15 protein-coding genes are annotated in these 16,469 nt (G+C 70.7%); 10 read left to right on the top strand and 5 right to left on the bottom strand.

All coding sequences use genetic code 11. The features are described 5' to 3' along the window. Positions 1 to 451: 451 nt before the first annotated feature. Positions 452 to 994, bottom strand: a complete 543-nt coding sequence (locus tag CEK66_RS13210; protein ID WP_152237230.1) for a glutathione peroxidase — start codon at positions 992 to 994, stop codon at positions 452 to 454. Between the two features lie 528 nt (positions 995 to 1,522). Next, positions 1,523 to 3,112: a DNA recombination protein RmuC gene (gene rmuC, locus CEK66_RS13205; protein WP_152237229.1), complete on the bottom strand. Its 1,590-nt coding sequence runs from the start codon at positions 3,110 to 3,112 to the stop codon at positions 1,523 to 1,525. Positions 3,113 to 3,493: 381 nt separating this feature from the next. On the opposite strand from rmuC, the gene CEK66_RS13200 reads away from it, so the two are divergent. From CEK66_RS13200 to CEK66_RS13175, 6 genes are all read left to right on the top strand, one after another. Beyond that, positions 3,494 to 3,820, top strand: a complete 327-nt coding sequence (locus CEK66_RS13200; protein ID WP_148827365.1) for a hypothetical protein — start codon at positions 3,494 to 3,496, stop codon at positions 3,818 to 3,820. A 126-nt stretch (positions 3,821 to 3,946) separates the two neighbouring features. After that, positions 3,947 to 4,675, top strand: a complete 729-nt coding sequence (locus CEK66_RS13195) for an MgtC/SapB family protein (protein WP_152237228.1) — start codon at positions 3,947 to 3,949, stop codon at positions 4,673 to 4,675. Between the two features lie 42 nt (positions 4,676 to 4,717). Further along, positions 4,718 to 5,788 carry a sensor histidine kinase gene (locus CEK66_RS13190; protein WP_148827369.1) on the top strand — a complete coding sequence of 357 codons (1,071 nt, stop codon included), beginning with the start codon at positions 4,718 to 4,720 and terminating at the stop codon, positions 5,786 to 5,788. Continuing rightward, a complete protein-coding gene (locus tag CEK66_RS13185) occupies positions 5,785 to 6,402 on the top strand; it encodes a response regulator (RefSeq protein ID WP_152180917.1) in 618 nt (205 codons plus the stop codon). Before CEK66_RS13190 ends, CEK66_RS13185 begins: the two co-directional genes overlap by 4 nt. Before the next feature lie 285 nt (positions 6,403 to 6,687). Beyond that, entirely contained in the window at positions 6,688 to 8,133 is a 1,446-nt protein-coding gene (locus CEK66_RS13180) for an amino acid permease (protein WP_152237227.1), read from the top strand. Continuing rightward, the gene (locus CEK66_RS13175; protein ID WP_152237226.1) at positions 8,130 to 8,855 is read left to right on the top strand and encodes a DUF6882 domain-containing protein; all 726 of its coding nucleotides are present in this window, start codon (positions 8,130 to 8,132) and stop codon (positions 8,853 to 8,855) included. Before CEK66_RS13180 ends, CEK66_RS13175 begins: the two co-directional genes overlap by 4 nt. Positions 8,856 to 8,900: 45 nt before the next feature. Here the strand turns inward: CEK66_RS13175 and CEK66_RS13170 are convergent, their stop codons facing one another. From CEK66_RS13170 to CEK66_RS13160, 3 genes are all read right to left on the bottom strand, one after another. After that, positions 8,901 to 9,302 carry a DUF2628 domain-containing protein gene (locus CEK66_RS13170; RefSeq protein WP_017909243.1) on the bottom strand — a complete coding sequence of 134 codons (402 nt, stop codon included), beginning with the start codon at positions 9,300 to 9,302 and terminating at the stop codon, positions 8,901 to 8,903. A gap of 419 nt (positions 9,303 to 9,721) precedes the next feature. Continuing rightward, on the bottom strand, positions 9,722 to 10,879 hold the full coding sequence (locus CEK66_RS13165) for a glycerate kinase (RefSeq protein WP_152237225.1): 1,158 nt from the start codon (positions 10,877 to 10,879) through the stop codon (positions 9,722 to 9,724). Between the two features lie 87 nt (positions 10,880 to 10,966). Further along, complete coding sequence (locus CEK66_RS13160; protein ID WP_152180921.1) at positions 10,967 to 12,148, bottom strand: class I SAM-dependent rRNA methyltransferase; 1,182 nt, start codon at positions 12,146 to 12,148, stop codon at positions 10,967 to 10,969. Between the two features lie 258 nt (positions 12,149 to 12,406). On the opposite strand from CEK66_RS13160, the gene CEK66_RS13155 reads away from it, so the two are divergent. From CEK66_RS13155 to CEK66_RS13140, 4 genes are all read left to right on the top strand, one after another. After that, positions 12,407 to 13,360, top strand: coding sequence for a TerC family protein (locus CEK66_RS13155; protein WP_152237224.1), 954 nt, complete (start codon positions 12,407 to 12,409; stop codon positions 13,358 to 13,360). A gap of 102 nt (positions 13,361 to 13,462) precedes the next feature. Then, the gene (locus CEK66_RS13150) at positions 13,463 to 14,248 is read left to right on the top strand and encodes a rhomboid family intramembrane serine protease (RefSeq protein WP_152237223.1); all 786 of its coding nucleotides are present in this window, start codon (positions 13,463 to 13,465) and stop codon (positions 14,246 to 14,248) included. Positions 14,249 to 14,446: 198 nt separating this feature from the next. Further along, positions 14,447 to 15,283, top strand: a complete 837-nt coding sequence (locus CEK66_RS13145; protein WP_152237222.1) for a phosphatase PAP2 family protein — start codon at positions 14,447 to 14,449, stop codon at positions 15,281 to 15,283. A gap of 106 nt (positions 15,284 to 15,389) precedes the next feature. Next, positions 15,390 to 16,403, top strand: coding sequence for a TIGR00266 family protein (locus CEK66_RS13140; RefSeq protein WP_017908407.1), 1,014 nt, complete (start codon positions 15,390 to 15,392; stop codon positions 16,401 to 16,403). Positions 16,404 to 16,469: the final 66 nt, after the last annotated feature.

Raw genomic sequence — 16,469 nt, 5'->3', positions numbered from 1 at the left:
CGCGCTCCGGGTCCGCGTCCAGCCCGGGGATCCGCGGAAGGGGCTTGGCTGCTTCGCAGCCAAGTCCGGGGCAGTCGCCTCACGGCGCCAGCCCGCCCGCCGGGGCGAAGCAGTGCTTCGCCTTTTTCCGGCGAGCCCTGCCCTGCCGCGGACGGCGTACATCCATGTACGCCGCCCTTCGGGTGTTTCCCCGCGCTGGCCGCCGCTTCGGAAGGGAACCCGGTAGATCAAAAGCCAGAGCAACAGCCAAAGCCAAGCAAGAGCAAGAGCAAGAGCAACGGCAACGGCAACGGTTTCGATGCTGCACGCCTTGCGTAGGAGCGGTTCAGCCGCAACAAGCGACGCCGGCCAACGAGGACATCGATCACCTCTCCGGCTCGTTCATCAACTACCTAGACGCCGAAACACACCTTCAGCTCGTCCAAGCACAGCCAGATGGCGCCGCGCGCCGTTACGCCAGCGCCGCGTCGATCGCCGCGCGCAGGCGCGGGTCCTCTGCGGTGACGTCCGGAGCAAAGCGCGCGTGGACCTTGCCGTCGCGGCCGACCAGGAACTTCTCGAAATTCCACAGCACGCCTGGCGCCGGATTCGGCTCGATGCCGTAGCCGGCCAGCTTCTCGCGCATCGGGCCCTCGCCCTCGGTCTGCGGCTGCGCGGCGATCAGCGCGCGGTACAGCGGATGGGTGTCCTCGCCGGTGACCGCGATCTTGGCGAACATCGGGAAGGTCACATCGTAGGTGAGCTGGCAGAACTGCTGGATCTCCGCCTCGCTGCCCGGCTCCTGGCCCTTGAAGTCGTTGGCCGGGAAACCGAGCACTTCCAGGCCCGCGGCCTGCTTCTCGCGGTACAGCGCTTCCAGGCCCGCGTACTGCGCGGTGAGGCCGCACTTGGAGGCGACGTTGACGATCAGCAACACCTTGCCCTCGAACGCGGCGAGGGTGGCCGGCTGGCCGTCGATGCGGGTCAGCGGAATGGCGGTCAACGACTCGGACATGGGGCATTACCTCGATCGAAAGGGAGCGCCAGCATAGTCGCTGCCGGCGCAGCATGCGCAGCGCCGTGACCGCGTGACTCAGCGCACCGACAGCTAGCCTGTGCAGGCACGTAACACCCGCTTTTGCTGCGGATCATGTGATCCCGCAGGAGCGGCTTCAGCCGCGACAGCGCGTCCGCAACACCTGCTCGCGACGGCCACAGAAAAAACAAGAGCCGCCACGATACATGTGCCTCTCGTCGTGATCAGCAGCGCGCGTATCGGCCAGCAGGCGAGCAGGCGAGCGGCCTGGAGACGACAACGCATCCGCGATGTCGAATCGCATCGACACTGCAGGCAAGACCAGGACACCCGCATGCTGCGCCATCTGTACAGCGCGCGTACGAAGCGGCCGCGCTGGCCCGTCCAGGTCGCGGCGCTGCATCCAATATGGCGCGTGCTGGTCGCACGCCATCTCGCGTCGACGTAACCGCCACGGTGCCTTGCCATCCCGACTCGCCGCACCGCCGCCGCGGGCACCGCAAGCCCTCACTCCCGGTCGTCGCCTGCCGCCTCTTCCGCCTCGGCATCGTCCAGCGGCAGCGACAGTTCCAGCAGCGGCGCGGCCTGCGCGTCGGCCAGGGTCTCGACGCCGCGCAGGCGGCGTTCGATGGTGCGGGTCTTGCGGCTGGCCTCGCCCAGGCTCTTGCCGACGGTGCTGATCTGCTTCTCGGCCTTTTCCAGGATGCCGGCGAACTTGCCGAACTCGCTCTTCACCGCCGCCAGCACACCCCAAACTTCGCTGGAGCGCTTTTCGATGGCGAGGGTGCGGAAGCCCATCTGCAGGCTGTTGAGCAGGGCGGTGATGGTGGTCGGGCCGGCGACGACGATGCGGTGCTCGCGCTGCAGCAGGTCGGCCAGGCCGGGGCGGCGCAGGGTCTCGGCGTACAGGCCCTCGGTGGGCAGGAACATCACCGCGAAGTCGGTGGTGTGCGGCGGGGCGATGTACTTGTCGCCGATCGACTTGGCCTGCACCCGGATCGCGCGCTCCAGTTGCACGCCCATCGCCTGCACCAGTTCCGGATCGCCCTGCTCCTGCGCATCGAGCAGGCGCTCGTAGTCCTCGCGCGGGAACTTGGCGTCGATCGGCAGCCACACCGGCGTGTCCTCGTGGCCGCGGCCGGGCAGGCGCACCGCGAAGTCGACCATCTCGTTGCGCTCCGGGCGCACCCGCACGCCGCGTGCGTACTGTTCCTGGGTCAGGGTCTGCTCGAGGATGTTCTCCAGTTGCACCTCGCCCCAGCCGCCGCGGTTCTTGACGTTGCTCAGCACGCGCTTGAGGTCGCCGACGCCGGTGGCGAGCTGCTGCATCTCGCCCAGGCCGCGCTGGACCTGCTCGAGCCGTTCGGACACCAGCTTGAACGAGGCGTCCAGGCGCGTGTTGAGGGTGGTCTGCAGCTTTTCGTCGACGGTGCCGCGCATCTGCTCGAGCTTGGCCGCGTTGTCGGTCTGCAGTTCCTTCAACCGCTCCTCCAGGGTGGCGCGCATCTCGCCCATCCGCTGCTCGTTGCGCTGGACCAGGTCGCCCAGGCGCTGGCCGAGCGTGTCGGCGAAGCGCTGCTGCGCGTCCGCGCCTTCTTGGCGGCCCTTGCGCGCATCCTCGATCAGGGCCTCGCGCAACGCACCCAGCTGCGCGTCGATGCGCGCGATCAGTTCGGCCTGCTGCTGGCCGAACTGGGCCATGCGCGCGTCCTGCTGCTGGCCGAAGGCGTCGAGCTGGCCGCGGATCTCGACCAGGCGCTGGCTCAGCAGCTCGGCCATGCGCTGCTGTGCGGCGCCGGTCTCGTCTCGGCCGCGCCGCGCGTCCTCGGTGAGGGCTTCGCGCAGCAGGTCCAGGCGCTGGTCGGTGCGGGTGGACAGATCCGCCAGATTGCGGGCGAAGCCTTCGCTGCGCGCGTCCTGCTGGCGCGCCAGGCTGTCGAGCTGCTCGCGCAGTTCGCCGCGACCGCTGCGCTGCTCCTCGCGCAGGGCCGCCTCCAGCGCGGCGTGGTTGCCCCGCCGCAGCAACACGGCCAGCAACAGGGCGATGACGGCACACAACAGGCCGGCGAGGATCAGGAAATGGGCATCGTTCTGCATGCGGCCAGTGTAGCCGGCCGCGTCTCAATCGCTGCGCCACGCGCCGGCAGGCGGACCAGACCGGATATACCTTGGTATCGCCGTCATGGCCTCATGCAGGCTGGTGCACGCCTGGGCCGCATGCCAAGCTTTGCGCCACCCGCTCCTGGCCCGGCCAGTGGGCGGTACCGCGGCATCCGACCGCGCCAGACCATCGCGCTCCGCGCGATCCGTTCCCCTGATACCGGAGGCGAGCATGGACCCCGATCCGCATCGACGCGGCATCAGCGCCGCATTCCCCCGCCGTTCCCCTCGCCTGGTCGCTGCCCGGCGCTGAGCCGGAAGACGCACGCCGCGCACACGCTGCGACGTCCTCCGGCCACGCGCCGCAAGGAGGTCGTCATGTTCCTGTTCTCGCTGTTCTCCCGCCGTTTCCGCCTGCAGCGCGGCCTGCAGCGCGCGCTGCGCGCCGCGGTCGCCATGCGCCGCACCGAAGCGCTGCGCCATCTGCTCGCCGCCCACGGCGCACGCGCCTTCGCCCTGGCCCTGTCCGCGCAGTCGCCGCGGGTGATGGCCGATGCGCTGTCGCTGCTGTCCGTCGCCGACCGCATCCGGGTCCGCGCGCGCTTGCCGCATGCGGCGCAGCGGCGCCTGCACGACGCCGGGGCGAACGCCCCGGCCGCGCACTGGCTGCATGCCGCGCTGGCGTGGTGGCCCGGGGTGCGCTGAGCCGCATCTGTCCGTCGCCACGATGCGCGCTGCCATCTCGCCGCGGCATCATCGGCCCCCGTCCCCGCCCACTCCCTTCCCCGGAGCCGCCATGCTCGCTCCCCCCAACTACCGGAACGCGCCCTGATGGAAGCACTGCGTCTGTTCAATCTCGCCTCGCTGCTCGACACCCTGGTGAGCCTCACCGCCGCCTTCGTGCTCGGCGCGATCATCGGCTTCGAACGCCAGGTGCGTCAGCGCACCGCCGGGCTGCGCACCAACACCCTGGTCGCGGTCGGCGCGGCGATCTTCGTCTCGCTCGGCGACCGCCTGTTCGAGATCCACGGCGGCACCCAGGGTGCGGTGCAGGTGGTGGCCTACGTGGTCTCGGGCATCGGCTTCCTCGGCGCCGGCGCGATCATGAAGGAAGGTGCCAACGTCACCGGGCTCAACACCGCGGCGACGCTGTGGGGGTCGGGTGCGGTCGGCGCCTGCGCCGGTGCCGGGCTGGTCGCCGAGGCGGTGCTGGCGGCGATGTTCGTGCTGCTCAGCAATACCCTGCTGCGGCCGATGGTGAACCGCATCAACCGGCATCCGCTGAAGGAATCCTCGCTGGAAGCCACCTACATGTTCTATGCGATCTGCGCGCGCGAGGTGCACGGCGAGGTGCGCGAGCGGCTGATCGAACTGCTGGAGGAAGCGCACTACCCGGCGCGCGAGGTCGAGCAGCATCCGTTCGGGCAGAAGGACGTGGAGATCGCCGCCACCCTGTACGCCACCGCGGTGCGTGCCGAGGAACTGGATGCGGTGGTGCAGCGCCTGGAGGGCGAACCGGGTGTACAACAGGCGTTCTGGAACGCCGGCGCCGAAGCCTGAGCCAGTCATGCCTATCCCCGTCACTCCCACGCCACGCCGCCGATGATCGCCTGGTTCAAGCCGCTGCCGCCGCATCGCCGCCTGCTCGGCCTGGCCGCGCTGGGCCTGGCGCTGGGTGCGATCTTCGTCGCCGACACGGTCACCGACTACGCGGTGGCGGCGGCGCTGTTCTACACCGTGGCGATCCTCGGCGCGGTGCGCTTGCTGGCCCCGGCCGGGCTGGGCGTGCTGGCGGGCATCTGCGTGGTGCTGGTCGTGCTCAGCTTCCATCTCACGCATGCCGGGGCCTACCACGTCGGCGTGATCAACTCGGCGATCAGCATCGTGGTGGTGGCGGTGACCGCCTCGATCGCGGTGCGCATGGAGCGGGCCAAGGCCGCCGCGCACGCGGCGCAGGCACAGTTGCTGCGGCTGGCGCGGGTGCGCAGCCTGGGCAGCCTGACCGCGTCGATCGCGCACGAGGTCAACCAGCCGCTGGCGGCCATCGTCACCAGCGGCAACGCCTGCCAGCGCTGGCTCGACCAGCAGCCGCCGAACCTGGACAAGGCGCGCGCGGCGCTGGCGCGCATCCTCGCCGACGCCGAGCGTGCCGGCGAGGTGATCGCGCGGGTGCGCAGCCTGACCCGGGGCGAGGCGCCGCAGCAGCGCGCCTTCGACCTCAATGCCGCGGTGGCCGAGGTACTGGCGCTGTCGCAGGGCGAACTGGAACGCAGCGCGGTCAGCGTGCACACCGAACTGTCGGCGCTGCTGCCGCCGGTGTCGGCCGACCCGGTGCAGATCCAGCAGGTGATCGGCAACCTGCTGCTCAACGCGATCGAGGCGATGGCCGCCACGCCGCCGGCGCAGCGTGCGCTGCGCATCGTCACCGAGCGCGAGGACGCGCGTTCGGTGCGGCTGAGCGTGGCCGACAGCGGCGAAGGCCTGTCCGCGCAGGCGCAGGCGCATCTGTTCGATGCGTTCTGGACCACCAAGCAGGGCGGCATCGGCATCGGCCTGAGCATCAGCCGCAGCATCGTCGAGGCCGGCGGCGGGCGCATCTGGGCCGAACCCGGGCGGCCGCGCGGCGCGGTGTTCTGCGTGTGCCTGCCCACCGCCGGCGGAGCCACGCCATGAATGAGGCGACCGCACGCCCGGTGGTGTACCTGATCGACGACGACGCCTCGATCCGCGCCGCGCTGGAAGACCTGTTCGCCTCGGTGGACCTGCAGGTGCACGCCTTCGCCTCGACCCGCGACTTCCTGGCGCATCCGCGCGCCGACGCGCCGAGCTGCCTGGTGCTGGACATCCGCATGCCCGGGCAGAGCGGCATGGACTTCCACCGCAACATGCACGAGGCCGGGCTGGCGCTGCCGACCATCTTCATCACCGGCCACGGCGACATCCCGATGAGCGTGGAAGCGATGAAGAACGGCGCGATCGAGTTCCTGACCAAGCCGTTCCGCGACCAGGACCTGCTCGATGCGATCGGCCAGGGCATCGCCCGCGACCGCGCGCGCCGCGCCGCCGATGCGGCACAGGCGGAACTGCAGGCGCGCTGGGCGCGGCTCAGCGCCGGCGAACGCGAGGTGGTGGAGCTGGTGGTGCAGGGCCTGTTGAACAAGCAGGTGGCGGCGCGGCTGCAGCTCAGCGAGATCACGGTGAAGGTGCGCCGCGGCAATGCGATGCGCAAGCTCGAGGTCGGCTCGCTGGCGGAGCTGGTAAGGCTGGCGGAGCGGCTGGGGCGGTAGGTCGGTTGCGAGAACCCACGATTGCCGGGCGCGGCGGAACAGGTCCTAACGCACCGGTATTCCGCAGCAGCGGCTTCTGCCGCGACGGGCTTCATCGGGAAAGCCCGTCGCGGCTGACGCCGCTTCTACGAGACAGAGAGTGAGCGGTCTCCGCTCGATAAGGCCGGACTTGCGCTTCGCATCGACCTCCACAAGCGCCGTGCCATACCGCGCCACAGGCGTAGCTTTGCTGCACCGCATTCGGCGACACTGCCGGGCTTGTCACTTCCGCACCCCGAGGCCCGCATGTCGTTCCTGTTCCGGCGCAAGTCGCTCGACCTGGTCACCGTCCACGAGGCCGGTCGCCGGCTGGTGCCCTCGCTGAGCTGGCCGCATCTGGTGGCGCTGGGCATCGGCGCGATCGTCGGCACCGGCATCTACACCTTGATCGGCGTCGGCGCGCAGCTGGCCGGGCCGGCGGTGCTGGTGTCGTTCGCGGTGGCCGGGGCGATCTGCGCCTGCGCCGCGCTGGCCTATGCGGAGATGGCGACGATGATGCCGGCCGCCGGCAGCGCCTACACCTACAGCTACGTCGCGCTAGGCGAAGCGATCGCCTGGGTGGTGGGCTGGAGCCTGATCCTGGAGTACTCGCTGGTGGTCAGCACGGTGGCAGTGGGCTGGTCCGGCTACTTCGTCGGCTTCCTGCACTGGGCCAGTGCGCAGACCGGCATGGACCTGAACCTGCCGGCGGCGCTGACCGCCGGGCCGCATGCCGGCGGCATCGTCAACCTGCCGGCGGTGCTGATCACCTTCGCCGTGGCCGGCCTGCTGATGGCCGGCACCAAGGAAAGCGCCACGCTCAACGCGGTGCTGGTGGTGCTGAAGCTGATCGCGCTTGGCATCTTCGTGGCGGTGGCGCTGCCGGCGTTCCAGAGCGCCAACCTGCACCCGTTCATGCCCTACGGTTTCCCCAAGACGGTCGGCGCCGACGGCGTCGCGCACGGGGTCATGGCGGCGGCGGCGATCATCTTCTTCGCCTTCTACGGCTTCGATGCGATCTCCACCGCCGCCGAGGAAACCAAGAACCCCAAGCGCGACCTGGCGATCGGCATCGTCGGTTCGATGATCGGCTGCACCCTGATCTACATCCTGGTGGCGCTGGCCGCGGTCGGCGCGATGCGCTACGACGTGTTCGGCGCCAGCGCCGAGCCGCTGGCGCTGATCCTGCGCGAACTCGGCCACGGCAAGGCGGCGGCGGCGATCGGCGTGGTCGCGGTGATCGCGCTGCCCACCGTGCTGCTGGCCTTCCTGTACGGGCAGAGCCGGATCTTCTTCGTGATGTCGCGCGACGGCCTGCTGCCGCGCGGGCTGTCCAAGGTCAACGCGCGTACCGGCACGCCGGTGGCGACCACGCTGTTCACCGCGGTGCTGGTGGCGGCGCTGGCCGGCGTGGCGCGGCTGGACGAGATCGCCGCGCTGGCCAATGCCGGCACCCTGGCCGCCTTCATCGCCGTGGCCGCCTGCATGCTGGTCCTGCGCCGCCGCGAACCCGGCCGTGCCCGCACCTTCCGCACGCCGCTGGCGTGGCTGGTCGGGCCGCTGGCGATCGGCGGCTGCCTGTACCTGTTCTGGAGCCTGCCGGATACCACGAAGATCTGGTTCGGGTTGTGGAACGCGCTGGGCGTGGTCGCCTACCTGCTGTACGGCCGCCGCAACAGCCTGCTGCAGCGCGCGCCGCAGACGCCGCGATGAGCCCGGCGTTCCAGGCAGCGCTGGCACGGCACATCGGCAGCGCCTACGCCCGGCAGTTGGCGCTAGCGGACGTGCTGGACGGACGCGACTGGCGCGTGGACCGAAGCGCGGGCCGGGTGTACTTCGGCGAGGACCTGCAGTTCCCGATTCAATTGCTGGGCACCGCCGCAGAAGCCAGCGCCAGCTGGCTGTGGGCCTGGGCCAACACCGCCAGCAACCTGCCACCGGCCCTGCTGGCCGATACCAATGCGCTACGTGCGCACGGCGAGCGCGAAGGTATCGCCGAACTGGCCGCGCCGTCCTCGGCGCTGGGCGAGGACGGCGGCCACCAGATCGCCCTGCTCGCCGGTGCCCTGCGCGGGCGCTGCTACTACCGCGCGCCGTACGACGGCGGCGCGCTGTTCTTCCTGCTGGAGGACGTACCGGCCGCGGTCTTCGCGCCGTGCGACGACGCCCGCGTGCTGCGCCTGCTCGGCGAATTGCCGATGCAGTTCGAACTCGACCACCGGGCCATGACCGACGGCTTCCTGGCCGATCAGGGCTATGCCCTGCAGCGCGACGCCGCGCAGACCGTGGCGACGCGCGGCAACACCCGCATCGTCCTGGCATTCGATGCGCAGGCGCGGCTGACCGGCATTCAGGGCCAGCTGGCCCCGGCGCAGGCCGCGGCGGTCACGCCGAAGCCGGCACCGGTCTGGCAGTTCTGGAAGCGCAAGCGTTGAGCGCGGCGGCGGCGTGTCGCACCTGCGCGCCGCCGTGCCAGACGCTTACCACCAACGCAGGCCTTCGAACGGGTTCCAGCTGACGCTGCCCTTGCGCTGGTCCAGGTAGTAGGCGTAGTTGGCGGCCATGCCGACCAGCAGCGAGTAGGCGATGCCCAGGCCGCGGCCGATCGCCTCGGGTAGGAACGCCGCGACCACAGCCAGCGCCAGCCAGATGCCGATCAGCCCCAGCGCCTTACGCCACATGCCGAGGATGAAGAAGTAGATGAAGCCGAAGAACAGGGCGAAGAAGTTCATGTTGATCTTCAACCGTTCCATGAACGGCAGTGCCTTGAACGCGGCCTTGTACTCGGGCGTGGACGGGGCGCCGTAACGGTCGAAGAAGTCGAAGCGGAACTGCCACTTCGGGCTGAGCGGCGCACGTTGCGGGAGATTGGGGGTTTCCATGGCGTTAGAATCCGTGTTGTAAACGTTTTCAGTTTACCTGAACGGGGCAGCGCGCGCCAAATGGGCGCGGCTGCCGCACCAGTTTGGTGCGGTCCCTGGGGAGTTGGGATTGGGGATTCGGGATTGGTCGCAGCGGGGGCGCCAACGTCAGGCCTGGCTTGGGGACGGGCTTCCCTGCCAGCATTGCGGCAGCCGACAGTCATCGCGTCGGGACTGAAGTCCCTCCCACAGGGCTTGCCTGCGCGTGGCGCATCCGCTGGCGACATATCCACGTGTGGGAGCGGCTTCAGCCGCGACGCGCGGGGGAACGGCCTCGCGGGGCCCTGCGGCAATCACCGGTCACCGCGTCGGGACTGAAGTCCCTCCCACACGGGATTCCCAACGCCGCGGCTGCAGCGCGCCGCCAAAGCCGAGCGCCGCTATTGCGCCCGGGAGCCGCCGAGGCGCTGGCCCAGGGCGATCGCCGCGGCCACGTTGCGCGCGGACTGGCGCAGGGCGTCCGCAGCGTCGGCCAGCGCGGCCTCGCGCGTGGACACGCGCTGCACAGCGCCGAACAGCGCGTCGATCCCCTGCGCCTGCAGATCCGCCGCGCCCTCGCCCAGACCGCCGGCGATGGCCAGCACCGGCACGCCGTGGCGCCGGGCGATGCGGGCGAGGCCGACCGGCACCTTGCCCTGCGCACTCTGCCCGTCCAGGCGGCCTTCGCCGGTGACCAGCAGATCGGCGCCGGCCAGGTGCGCTTCCAGCCCCAGCGCCTGCGCGACGATCTCCACGCCCGGCCGCAGCCGCGCGCCGAGGAAGGCGAGCAGGGCCGCGCCGATACCGCCGCCCGCGCCGGCGCCGGGCAGTTGCGCCACTGCCACGCCCAAGGTGCGTTCGATCGCCTCGGCGTAGTGCCGCAACCCGGCATCGAGCTGCGCGACCATCGCCGGCGTGGCGCCCTTCTGCGGCCCGAACACCGCCGAGGCGCCGCTCGGCCCGGTCAGCGGGTTGTCGACATCGCAGGCGACTTCGATGGTGCACTCGCGCAGTCGCGGGTCCAGCCCGTCCAGATCGATGCGCGCCAGCGCGCCCAGCGCCGCGCCGCCGGCGGCCAGGTCGCAGCCGTGCGCGTCCAGCAGGCGCACGCCCAGGGCCTGCGCCATGCCGGCGCCGCCGTCGTTGCTGGCGCTGCCGCCGATGCCGATCAGCAGCCGGCGCGCACCGGCATCCAGCGCGGCCAGGATCAGTTCGCCGACGCCGCGGGTGCCGGTCAGGCATGGATCGCGCTGTTGCGGCGGCACCAGCATCAGCCCGCTGGCCGCGGCCATCTCGATCAGGGCGGTGCCGCCGTCCTTGCTCAGGCCGAACTGCGCGGCGACCGGCGCGCCCAGCGGCCCGGTCACCGTGCAGGCGACCCGGCGCCCACCGCCAGCGGCGACCAGCGCGTCCACCGTGCCCTCGCCGCCGTCGGCGAACGGCAGCAGCACGTACTGCGCCTCCGGGAACACGCTGCGGAAGCCGGCCGCGATCTGCGCGGCCGCCTCCGCCGCGGACAGGCTTTCCTTGAACGCGTCCGGGGCGATGACGATCTTCATGCAGCGGCGGCGTCGATCGCCGGCCGGCGCGCCCGGATCAGGCCGTCACGCACGCATCGCCGCTCGGCCTTGCGCATGCGCGGCGTGCTAGTCCAGCACGCGGCAGAACACCGCCTTGAGGTAGCGCGATTCCTGCACGTGGGCCATGAACGGGTGGTCGGCGCCGGCGCCGGCCACCTTCAGGATCTGGATGGTGCGGCCGGAGAAATAGGCGGCGCGGCGCAGCATGTCCAGGAACTCGTGCTCGGCGACCAGGCCGGTGCAGGAGAAGGTGGCGAACAGGCCGCCCGGAGCGACCACGCCCAGCGCCAGCTTGTTCATGTCCAGATACTTCTTCAGCGCCGGGATCACCTGGTCGCGGTCGCGGGTCATCTTGGCCGGGTCCAGGATCACCACGTCGTACTGGTCGCCGCGGGCAGCGGCATCGCGCAGGTACGGGAAGATGTCGGCCTGCACGAACTTGGGCCGCACGTCGTTGAGGCGAGCGTTGCCCTTGGCGATCTCGATCACGTCCTCGTCGATGTCCACGCCGACCACCTCGGTGGCGCCGCGGACCTTGGCGTAGACCGCGAAGCCGCCGGTGTTGCAGCACAGGTCGAGCACGCGCTTTCCCTCCACCTGCTGGCTCAGCCACTGGCGGTTCTCGCGCTGGTCGGCGAAGAAGCCGGTCTTGTGCGCGCCAGCCGGATCGGCGCGGAAGCGCACGCCGTATTCGCTGATGATCGCCGGCTCCGGGCGCTCGCCGCTGCTGGACACCGGCCGGTAGTCGAAGCTCTCCTGCTTCTGCACGTGCTCCTCGGCGAAGCTGTAGAAGCGCGCGCCGGGGAACTGCGCGCGCAGCGCGGCGTAGATCCACTCGCGGTGGCGGAACATGCCGGCGCTGAAGAACTCCACCACCAGCAGGTCGCCGTAGCGGTCCACCACCAGGCCGGACAGGCCGTCGCCCTCGGCATGCACCACGCGCCAGGCATCGCTGACCGCGTCCAGCTTGAGCACGTCACGGCGCAGCGACACCGCCTCGGCGATCTTGCGCGCGAACCAGGACTCATCGACCGCGATGTCGGGGTGGGTCTCGAGGATGCGCACGGCGATGCGCGAGTGGCCGTTGTAGAAGCCGCGGCCGATCCAGTCGCCGTCCACCCCGACCACGTCCACCAGCGCGCCCGGCTTGGGCCTGGCGGCGGGTTTTTCGACCAGTTTCTGGAAGATCCAAGGATGGCTGGAGCGCCAGGCGTTCTTGAGACGGACTACGGGCAGGGGACTATTCATGAACGCCATTGTAGCCGCCCCGATTGACGGCACCGCCGGCAGCCGCAAGAATGCGCGCAGAAGGGGAGTAGCTCCCGACGTTGTCGCCGTCAATTCGAGCCTGCGGGCTCCGGTGCAACGGCAACCGGTCCGCCGGTTGCGAGCGAGACCTTCGCCGCAGTGGCGAAGGCACCCTCTGGACGACATCCGTCGTCTCCGTCCGGAACGCCTCCGCCACCGCGGCCCCGAGGTTCCCTGTTCACTGACGGAAAATTCCCAATGGAAACGATAGGCAACGTGTGGTTGTGGGGCGGTTTCGCGATCGTTGTGGTCGTGGCGCTGCTGGCGGACCTGGTGCTGATGCGCCACGGCGGTCCGCACAAGGTCACCTTCAAGGAAGCGCTGTGGTGGAGCATCGGCTGGATCGCGCTGGCGCTGGCGTTCAATGCGGGCCTGTGGTGGTACCTGCGCGAGACCATCGACGTGGCCACCGGCAACCGCCTCGGCCTTGAGTTCCTGACCGGCTACCTGGTCGAGAAGTCGCTGGCGGTCGACAACATCTTCGTGTTCCTGATGATCATGAGCTACTTCGCGGTGCCGGAGGAGCAGCGCCAGCGCGTGCTGGTGATCGGCGTGCTCGGCGCGATCGTGCTGCGCGCGGTGATGATCTTCGCCGGCTCGGTGCTGCTAACCAAGTTCCACTGGCTGCTGTACGTGTTCGGCGCGTTCCTGCTGCTGACCGGCATCAAGATGTGGTTCTCGGCGGGCAAGGAGCCGGACCTGGAGGCCAACCCGGTGCTGCGCTTCATGCGCAAGCATCTGCGCCTGACGCCGCAGTACCACGGCAACGCGCTGAGCGTGACCCAGGAAGGCAAGCGCTGGTTCACTCCGCTGTTCGCGGTGCTGATGCTGATCGCGATCACCGACGTGATCTTCGCGGTGGACAGCATTCCGGCGATCTTCGCGATCACCACCGACCCGTTCATCGTGCTGACCTCCAACGTGTTCGCGGTGCTGGGCCTGCGCGCGATGTTCTTCCTGCTGGCGGGCATGGCCGACCGCTTCCACCTGCTGCCCTACGGCCTGGCGATCGTGCTGGTGTTCATCGGCACCAAGATGCTGATCATCGACCTGTACAAGATCCCGGTGCTGGTGTCGCTGCTGGCGGTGGCGGTGGTGATCGGCGCCACCGTGGCGCTGAGCCTGCTGCGCCCGGCCAAGCCGGCGCACTGACCCGGCGCGGGCGCCGCGGCCGCGGATTGTCCCGCGGCCGCGGCCAGTCCCTCCCATCGGCGGCGCCTTGCCTTGGACGCCCGGCGCCGCCATCCAGGGAGCATGGACACCTCTTCGCTCCCCTCGCCCACGCCCGAACCCGATGCGCAGGGCCGCTTCGACCGCGCGCGGATCCTGCGTGCGTTCAATGTCAGCCTGGCCTTCGTGGCGGTGCTGGTGGCGGTGTTCGCCAGCCAGGGCCTGTTCGACTGGCGGCCCTGGGCGGTCGCGCCGCACACGGCCGCCGGCCTGCTCGGCGTGCTGACCGCACCGCTGCTGCACGGCTCGCTCGAGCATCTGGGGGCCAATGCTGGCGCCCTGCTGATCCTGGGCACCCTGGCTGGCAGCGTGTATCCGCGCGCCACCCTGGCCGGGCTGCCCTTGCTGTGGCTGGGCTCGGGCCTGGGCGCCTGGTGGCTCGGCGATCCCGGCAGCCATCACCTGGGCGCCAGCGGCGTCGCCCACGGCCTGCTGTTCCTGGTGTTCGTGCTGGCCTTGCTGCGCCGCGACCGCGCCGCGATCGCCGCCAGCATGATCGCCTTCCTGTTCTACGGCGGCATGCTGGTGACGGTGCTGCCGCACGAGGACGGGGTGTCCTGGCAATCGCACCTGGGCGGTGCCGTGGGCGGCGTGGTCGCCGCGCTGCTGCTGCGCCATCGCGATCCGCTGCCGCCGCGCAAGCGCTACAGCTGGGAGGACGAGGACGAGACCGACGATCTCCTCGTCGCCGACGACGAACTGGAACCGCCGCCGCCGACCCAGGTGCCGGTGCTGTGGCAGCCACCGCCGGCGCCGCCGCGCGGGGTCGTGCTGCGCTTCCCGCCGCGCGAGGAGCGTGACGGGGGCTGAGGCGGGAACGGTGCTTCCAGAAATACGCAAACCTGCTTCCGGAGGAGCGGGTTCAGCCGCGACGGGCCTTCCCGGTCACGCCCGTCGCGGCTGAAGCCGCTCCTCTCCGCAGTCGCGCGCCGCGGCATGCCGCCTCGGGCGACCCGTCGCTGCATCGCACCGTACACTGACCGATCCGCCGTCGCTGTCCGAGTCCGCATGCCCGTGTCGCCCGCCTGTCGTGTCCGTTCCGTCGCCGTGGTGCTGGCGCTCGCCCTGGCCGCCTGCAGCGGTCCCGCGCTGCGTGCACCGGCGCCTGCGCCTGCGCCGGCCAAGGCGGTGGGCTATCTGCCGGCCGCGGCGGTGCCGGACAGCCTGCAGCTGCTGCCGGCGCCGCCGGCAGCCGACTCGCCGGGTGAGGCGTTGGACATGGCGATCAACCGCGAGGCGCTGGCCCTGCGCGGCAGCGCGCGCTGGCAGCAGGCCGCGCGCGATGCCGACCTGAGCTTCCCGAACGGCGCCGGCCAGTTCGCCTGCGCGCTGGACGTGGCGATCGATGCGCAGCACACCCCGCACCTGTACACCTTGCTGGAGCGCAGCCGCATCGACGCCAGTGCCGCCACCAAGGCGGCCAAGCGCCGGTACCAGCGCGCGCGGCCGTTCCTGCGCAACGCGCAGGCGGTGTGCACCCCGGGCGATCTCGACGACCTGCGCCAGAGCGGCTCCTATCCCTCAGGACACAGCGCCATCGGCTGGGCCTGGGCGCTGATCCTGAGCGAGATCGCGCCCGAACGCGCCACTGCGCTGATCGCGCGCGGCCGCAACTACGGCGAGAGCCGGCTGGTGTGCAACGTGCACTGGCAGAGCGACGTGCTCGCCGGCCGGTTCATTGGCGCGGCCACGGTGGCGCGGCTGCACGACGATGCGGCCTTCCGCGCCGACCTGGCCGCGGCGCGCGGCGAGATCGCCGCCGCCCGCGCGGCCGGGCGGATGCCGGCAGGCGACTGCACCGCGGAGAACGAGGTTCTGCAGGTGCGCCCGGCCAGCGCGTTGTAAGGCGCAGCGTGCGGACCGGCTGCACCGCCCCCTGCCTTTGGGCAGATGCGAACGGTCCGGGACGGCAGGCTAGACTCGCGCGACTTCCCGCCAAGGACCTGCACCCATGACCCAGTGGTACTTCCTGACCGGCAGCGAACAGACCCGCTCCGGCCCGTTCGACGATGCCGATGCAGTCGCCTTCGCCCGCAACAACCCCACGGCACTGGCCTGGAGCCAGGGCCAGAACGGCTGGCTGCCGGTGGCGCAGATCGCGGCCCTGCAGGGTGGCGCGACGTTCCTGCCGCCGGGCCTGCCGCCGCCGCCGGCCGCAGGCGGCCGCGCCGACGAGATCGACTTCCGCATCGTCGGCCACGAAATGCAGTTCGTGGAGATCGAGCTGGACCCCGGCGAGAGCGCGGTGGCCGAGGCCGGCGCCCTGATGTTCAAGGACGCGGCGGTGCAGATGGACACCGTGTTCGGCGACGGTTCCGGCGGCAACCAGGGCGGGCTGATGGGCAAGCTGCTGTCGGCCGGCAAGCGCCTGGTCACCGGCGAGAGCCTGTTCACCACGGTGTTCACCCACCAGGGCCAGGGCAAGGCCAAGGTCGCCTTCGCCGCGCCCTATCCCGGCACGGTGCTGGCAATGAAGCTGGACCAGCACGGCGGCCGCCTGATCTGCCAGAAGGACAGCTTCCTGGCCGGCGCACGCGGCGTGTCGCTGGGCATCCATTTCCAGCGCAAGATCATGACCGGCCTGTTCGGCGGCGAAGGTTTCATCATGCAGAAGCTGGAGGGCGACGGCTGGGTATTCGTGCATGCCGGCGGCTGCGTGATCGAGCGCGAGCTGGCGGCCGGCGAGCGGCTGGACGTGGACACCGGCTGCGTGGTCGCCTTCCACGCCTCGGTGGACATGGACGTGCGCCCGGTCAGCGGCATCAAGAGCATGTTCTTCGGCGGCGAAGGCATGTTCCTGGCCACCCTCACCGGCCCCGGCAAGGTCTGGCTGCAGTCGCTGCCGTTCTCGCGCCTGGCCGGACGCATGTTCGCCGCCGCGCCGCAGGGAGGCGGGCAGAACCGCGGCGAAGGCTCGGTGCTGGGCGGCTTCGGCCGCATCCTCGACGGCGACAACAACTTCTAAAGCGGCGCATCAGCCCCTCTCCCCCCGGGAGAGGGGTTGGGGTGAGGGTACGGCGCGCAGCGTCTC

The sequence above is a fragment of the Xanthomonas sp. LMG 12460 genome, assembly GCF_009192895.1.
Classification (GTDB): domain Bacteria; phylum Pseudomonadota; class Gammaproteobacteria; order Xanthomonadales; family Xanthomonadaceae; genus Xanthomonas_A; species Xanthomonas_A sontii.
Note: the sequence above shows the minus strand (reverse complement) of the source record. Positions and strands in the feature narration are given on the sequence as shown.

What these genes read in the sequence shown, in the direction of transcription:
- CEK66_RS13170 (WP_017909243.1), bottom strand. Translation starts at nt 9,302, where the DNA reads ATGGAAACCCCCAATCTCCCGCAACGTGCGCCGCTCAGCCCGAAGTGG.
- CEK66_RS13200 (WP_148827365.1), top strand. Translation starts at nt 3,494, where the DNA reads ATGTTCCTGTTCTCGCTGTTCTCCCGCCGTTTCCGCCTGCAGCGCGGC.
- CEK66_RS13140 (WP_017908407.1), top strand. Translation starts at nt 15,390, where the DNA reads ATGACCCAGTGGTACTTCCTGACCGGCAGCGAACAGACCCGCTCCGGC.
- CEK66_RS13185 (WP_152180917.1), top strand. Translation starts at nt 5,785, where the DNA reads ATGAATGAGGCGACCGCACGCCCGGTGGTGTACCTGATCGACGACGAC.
- CEK66_RS13165 (WP_152237225.1), bottom strand. Translation starts at nt 10,879, where the DNA reads ATGAAGATCGTCATCGCCCCGGACGCGTTCAAGGAAAGCCTGTCCGCG.
- CEK66_RS13155 (WP_152237224.1), top strand. Translation starts at nt 12,407, where the DNA reads ATGGAAACGATAGGCAACGTGTGGTTGTGGGGCGGTTTCGCGATCGTT.
- CEK66_RS13195 (WP_152237228.1), top strand. Translation starts at nt 3,947, where the DNA reads ATGGAAGCACTGCGTCTGTTCAATCTCGCCTCGCTGCTCGACACCCTG.
- rmuC (WP_152237229.1), bottom strand. Translation starts at nt 3,112, where the DNA reads ATGCAGAACGATGCCCATTTCCTGATCCTCGCCGGCCTGTTGTGTGCC.
- CEK66_RS13160 (WP_152180921.1), bottom strand. Translation starts at nt 12,148, where the DNA reads ATGAATAGTCCCCTGCCCGTAGTCCGTCTCAAGAACGCCTGGCGCTCC.
- CEK66_RS13175 (WP_152237226.1), top strand. Translation starts at nt 8,130, where the DNA reads ATGAGCCCGGCGTTCCAGGCAGCGCTGGCACGGCACATCGGCAGCGCC.
- CEK66_RS13150 (WP_152237223.1), top strand. Translation starts at nt 13,463, where the DNA reads ATGGACACCTCTTCGCTCCCCTCGCCCACGCCCGAACCCGATGCGCAG.
- CEK66_RS13180 (WP_152237227.1), top strand. Translation starts at nt 6,688, where the DNA reads ATGTCGTTCCTGTTCCGGCGCAAGTCGCTCGACCTGGTCACCGTCCAC.
- CEK66_RS13190 (WP_148827369.1), top strand. Translation starts at nt 4,718, where the DNA reads ATGATCGCCTGGTTCAAGCCGCTGCCGCCGCATCGCCGCCTGCTCGGC.
- CEK66_RS13210 (WP_152237230.1), bottom strand. Translation starts at nt 994, where the DNA reads ATGTCCGAGTCGTTGACCGCCATTCCGCTGACCCGCATCGACGGCCAG.
- CEK66_RS13145 (WP_152237222.1), top strand. Translation starts at nt 14,447, where the DNA reads ATGCCCGTGTCGCCCGCCTGTCGTGTCCGTTCCGTCGCCGTGGTGCTG.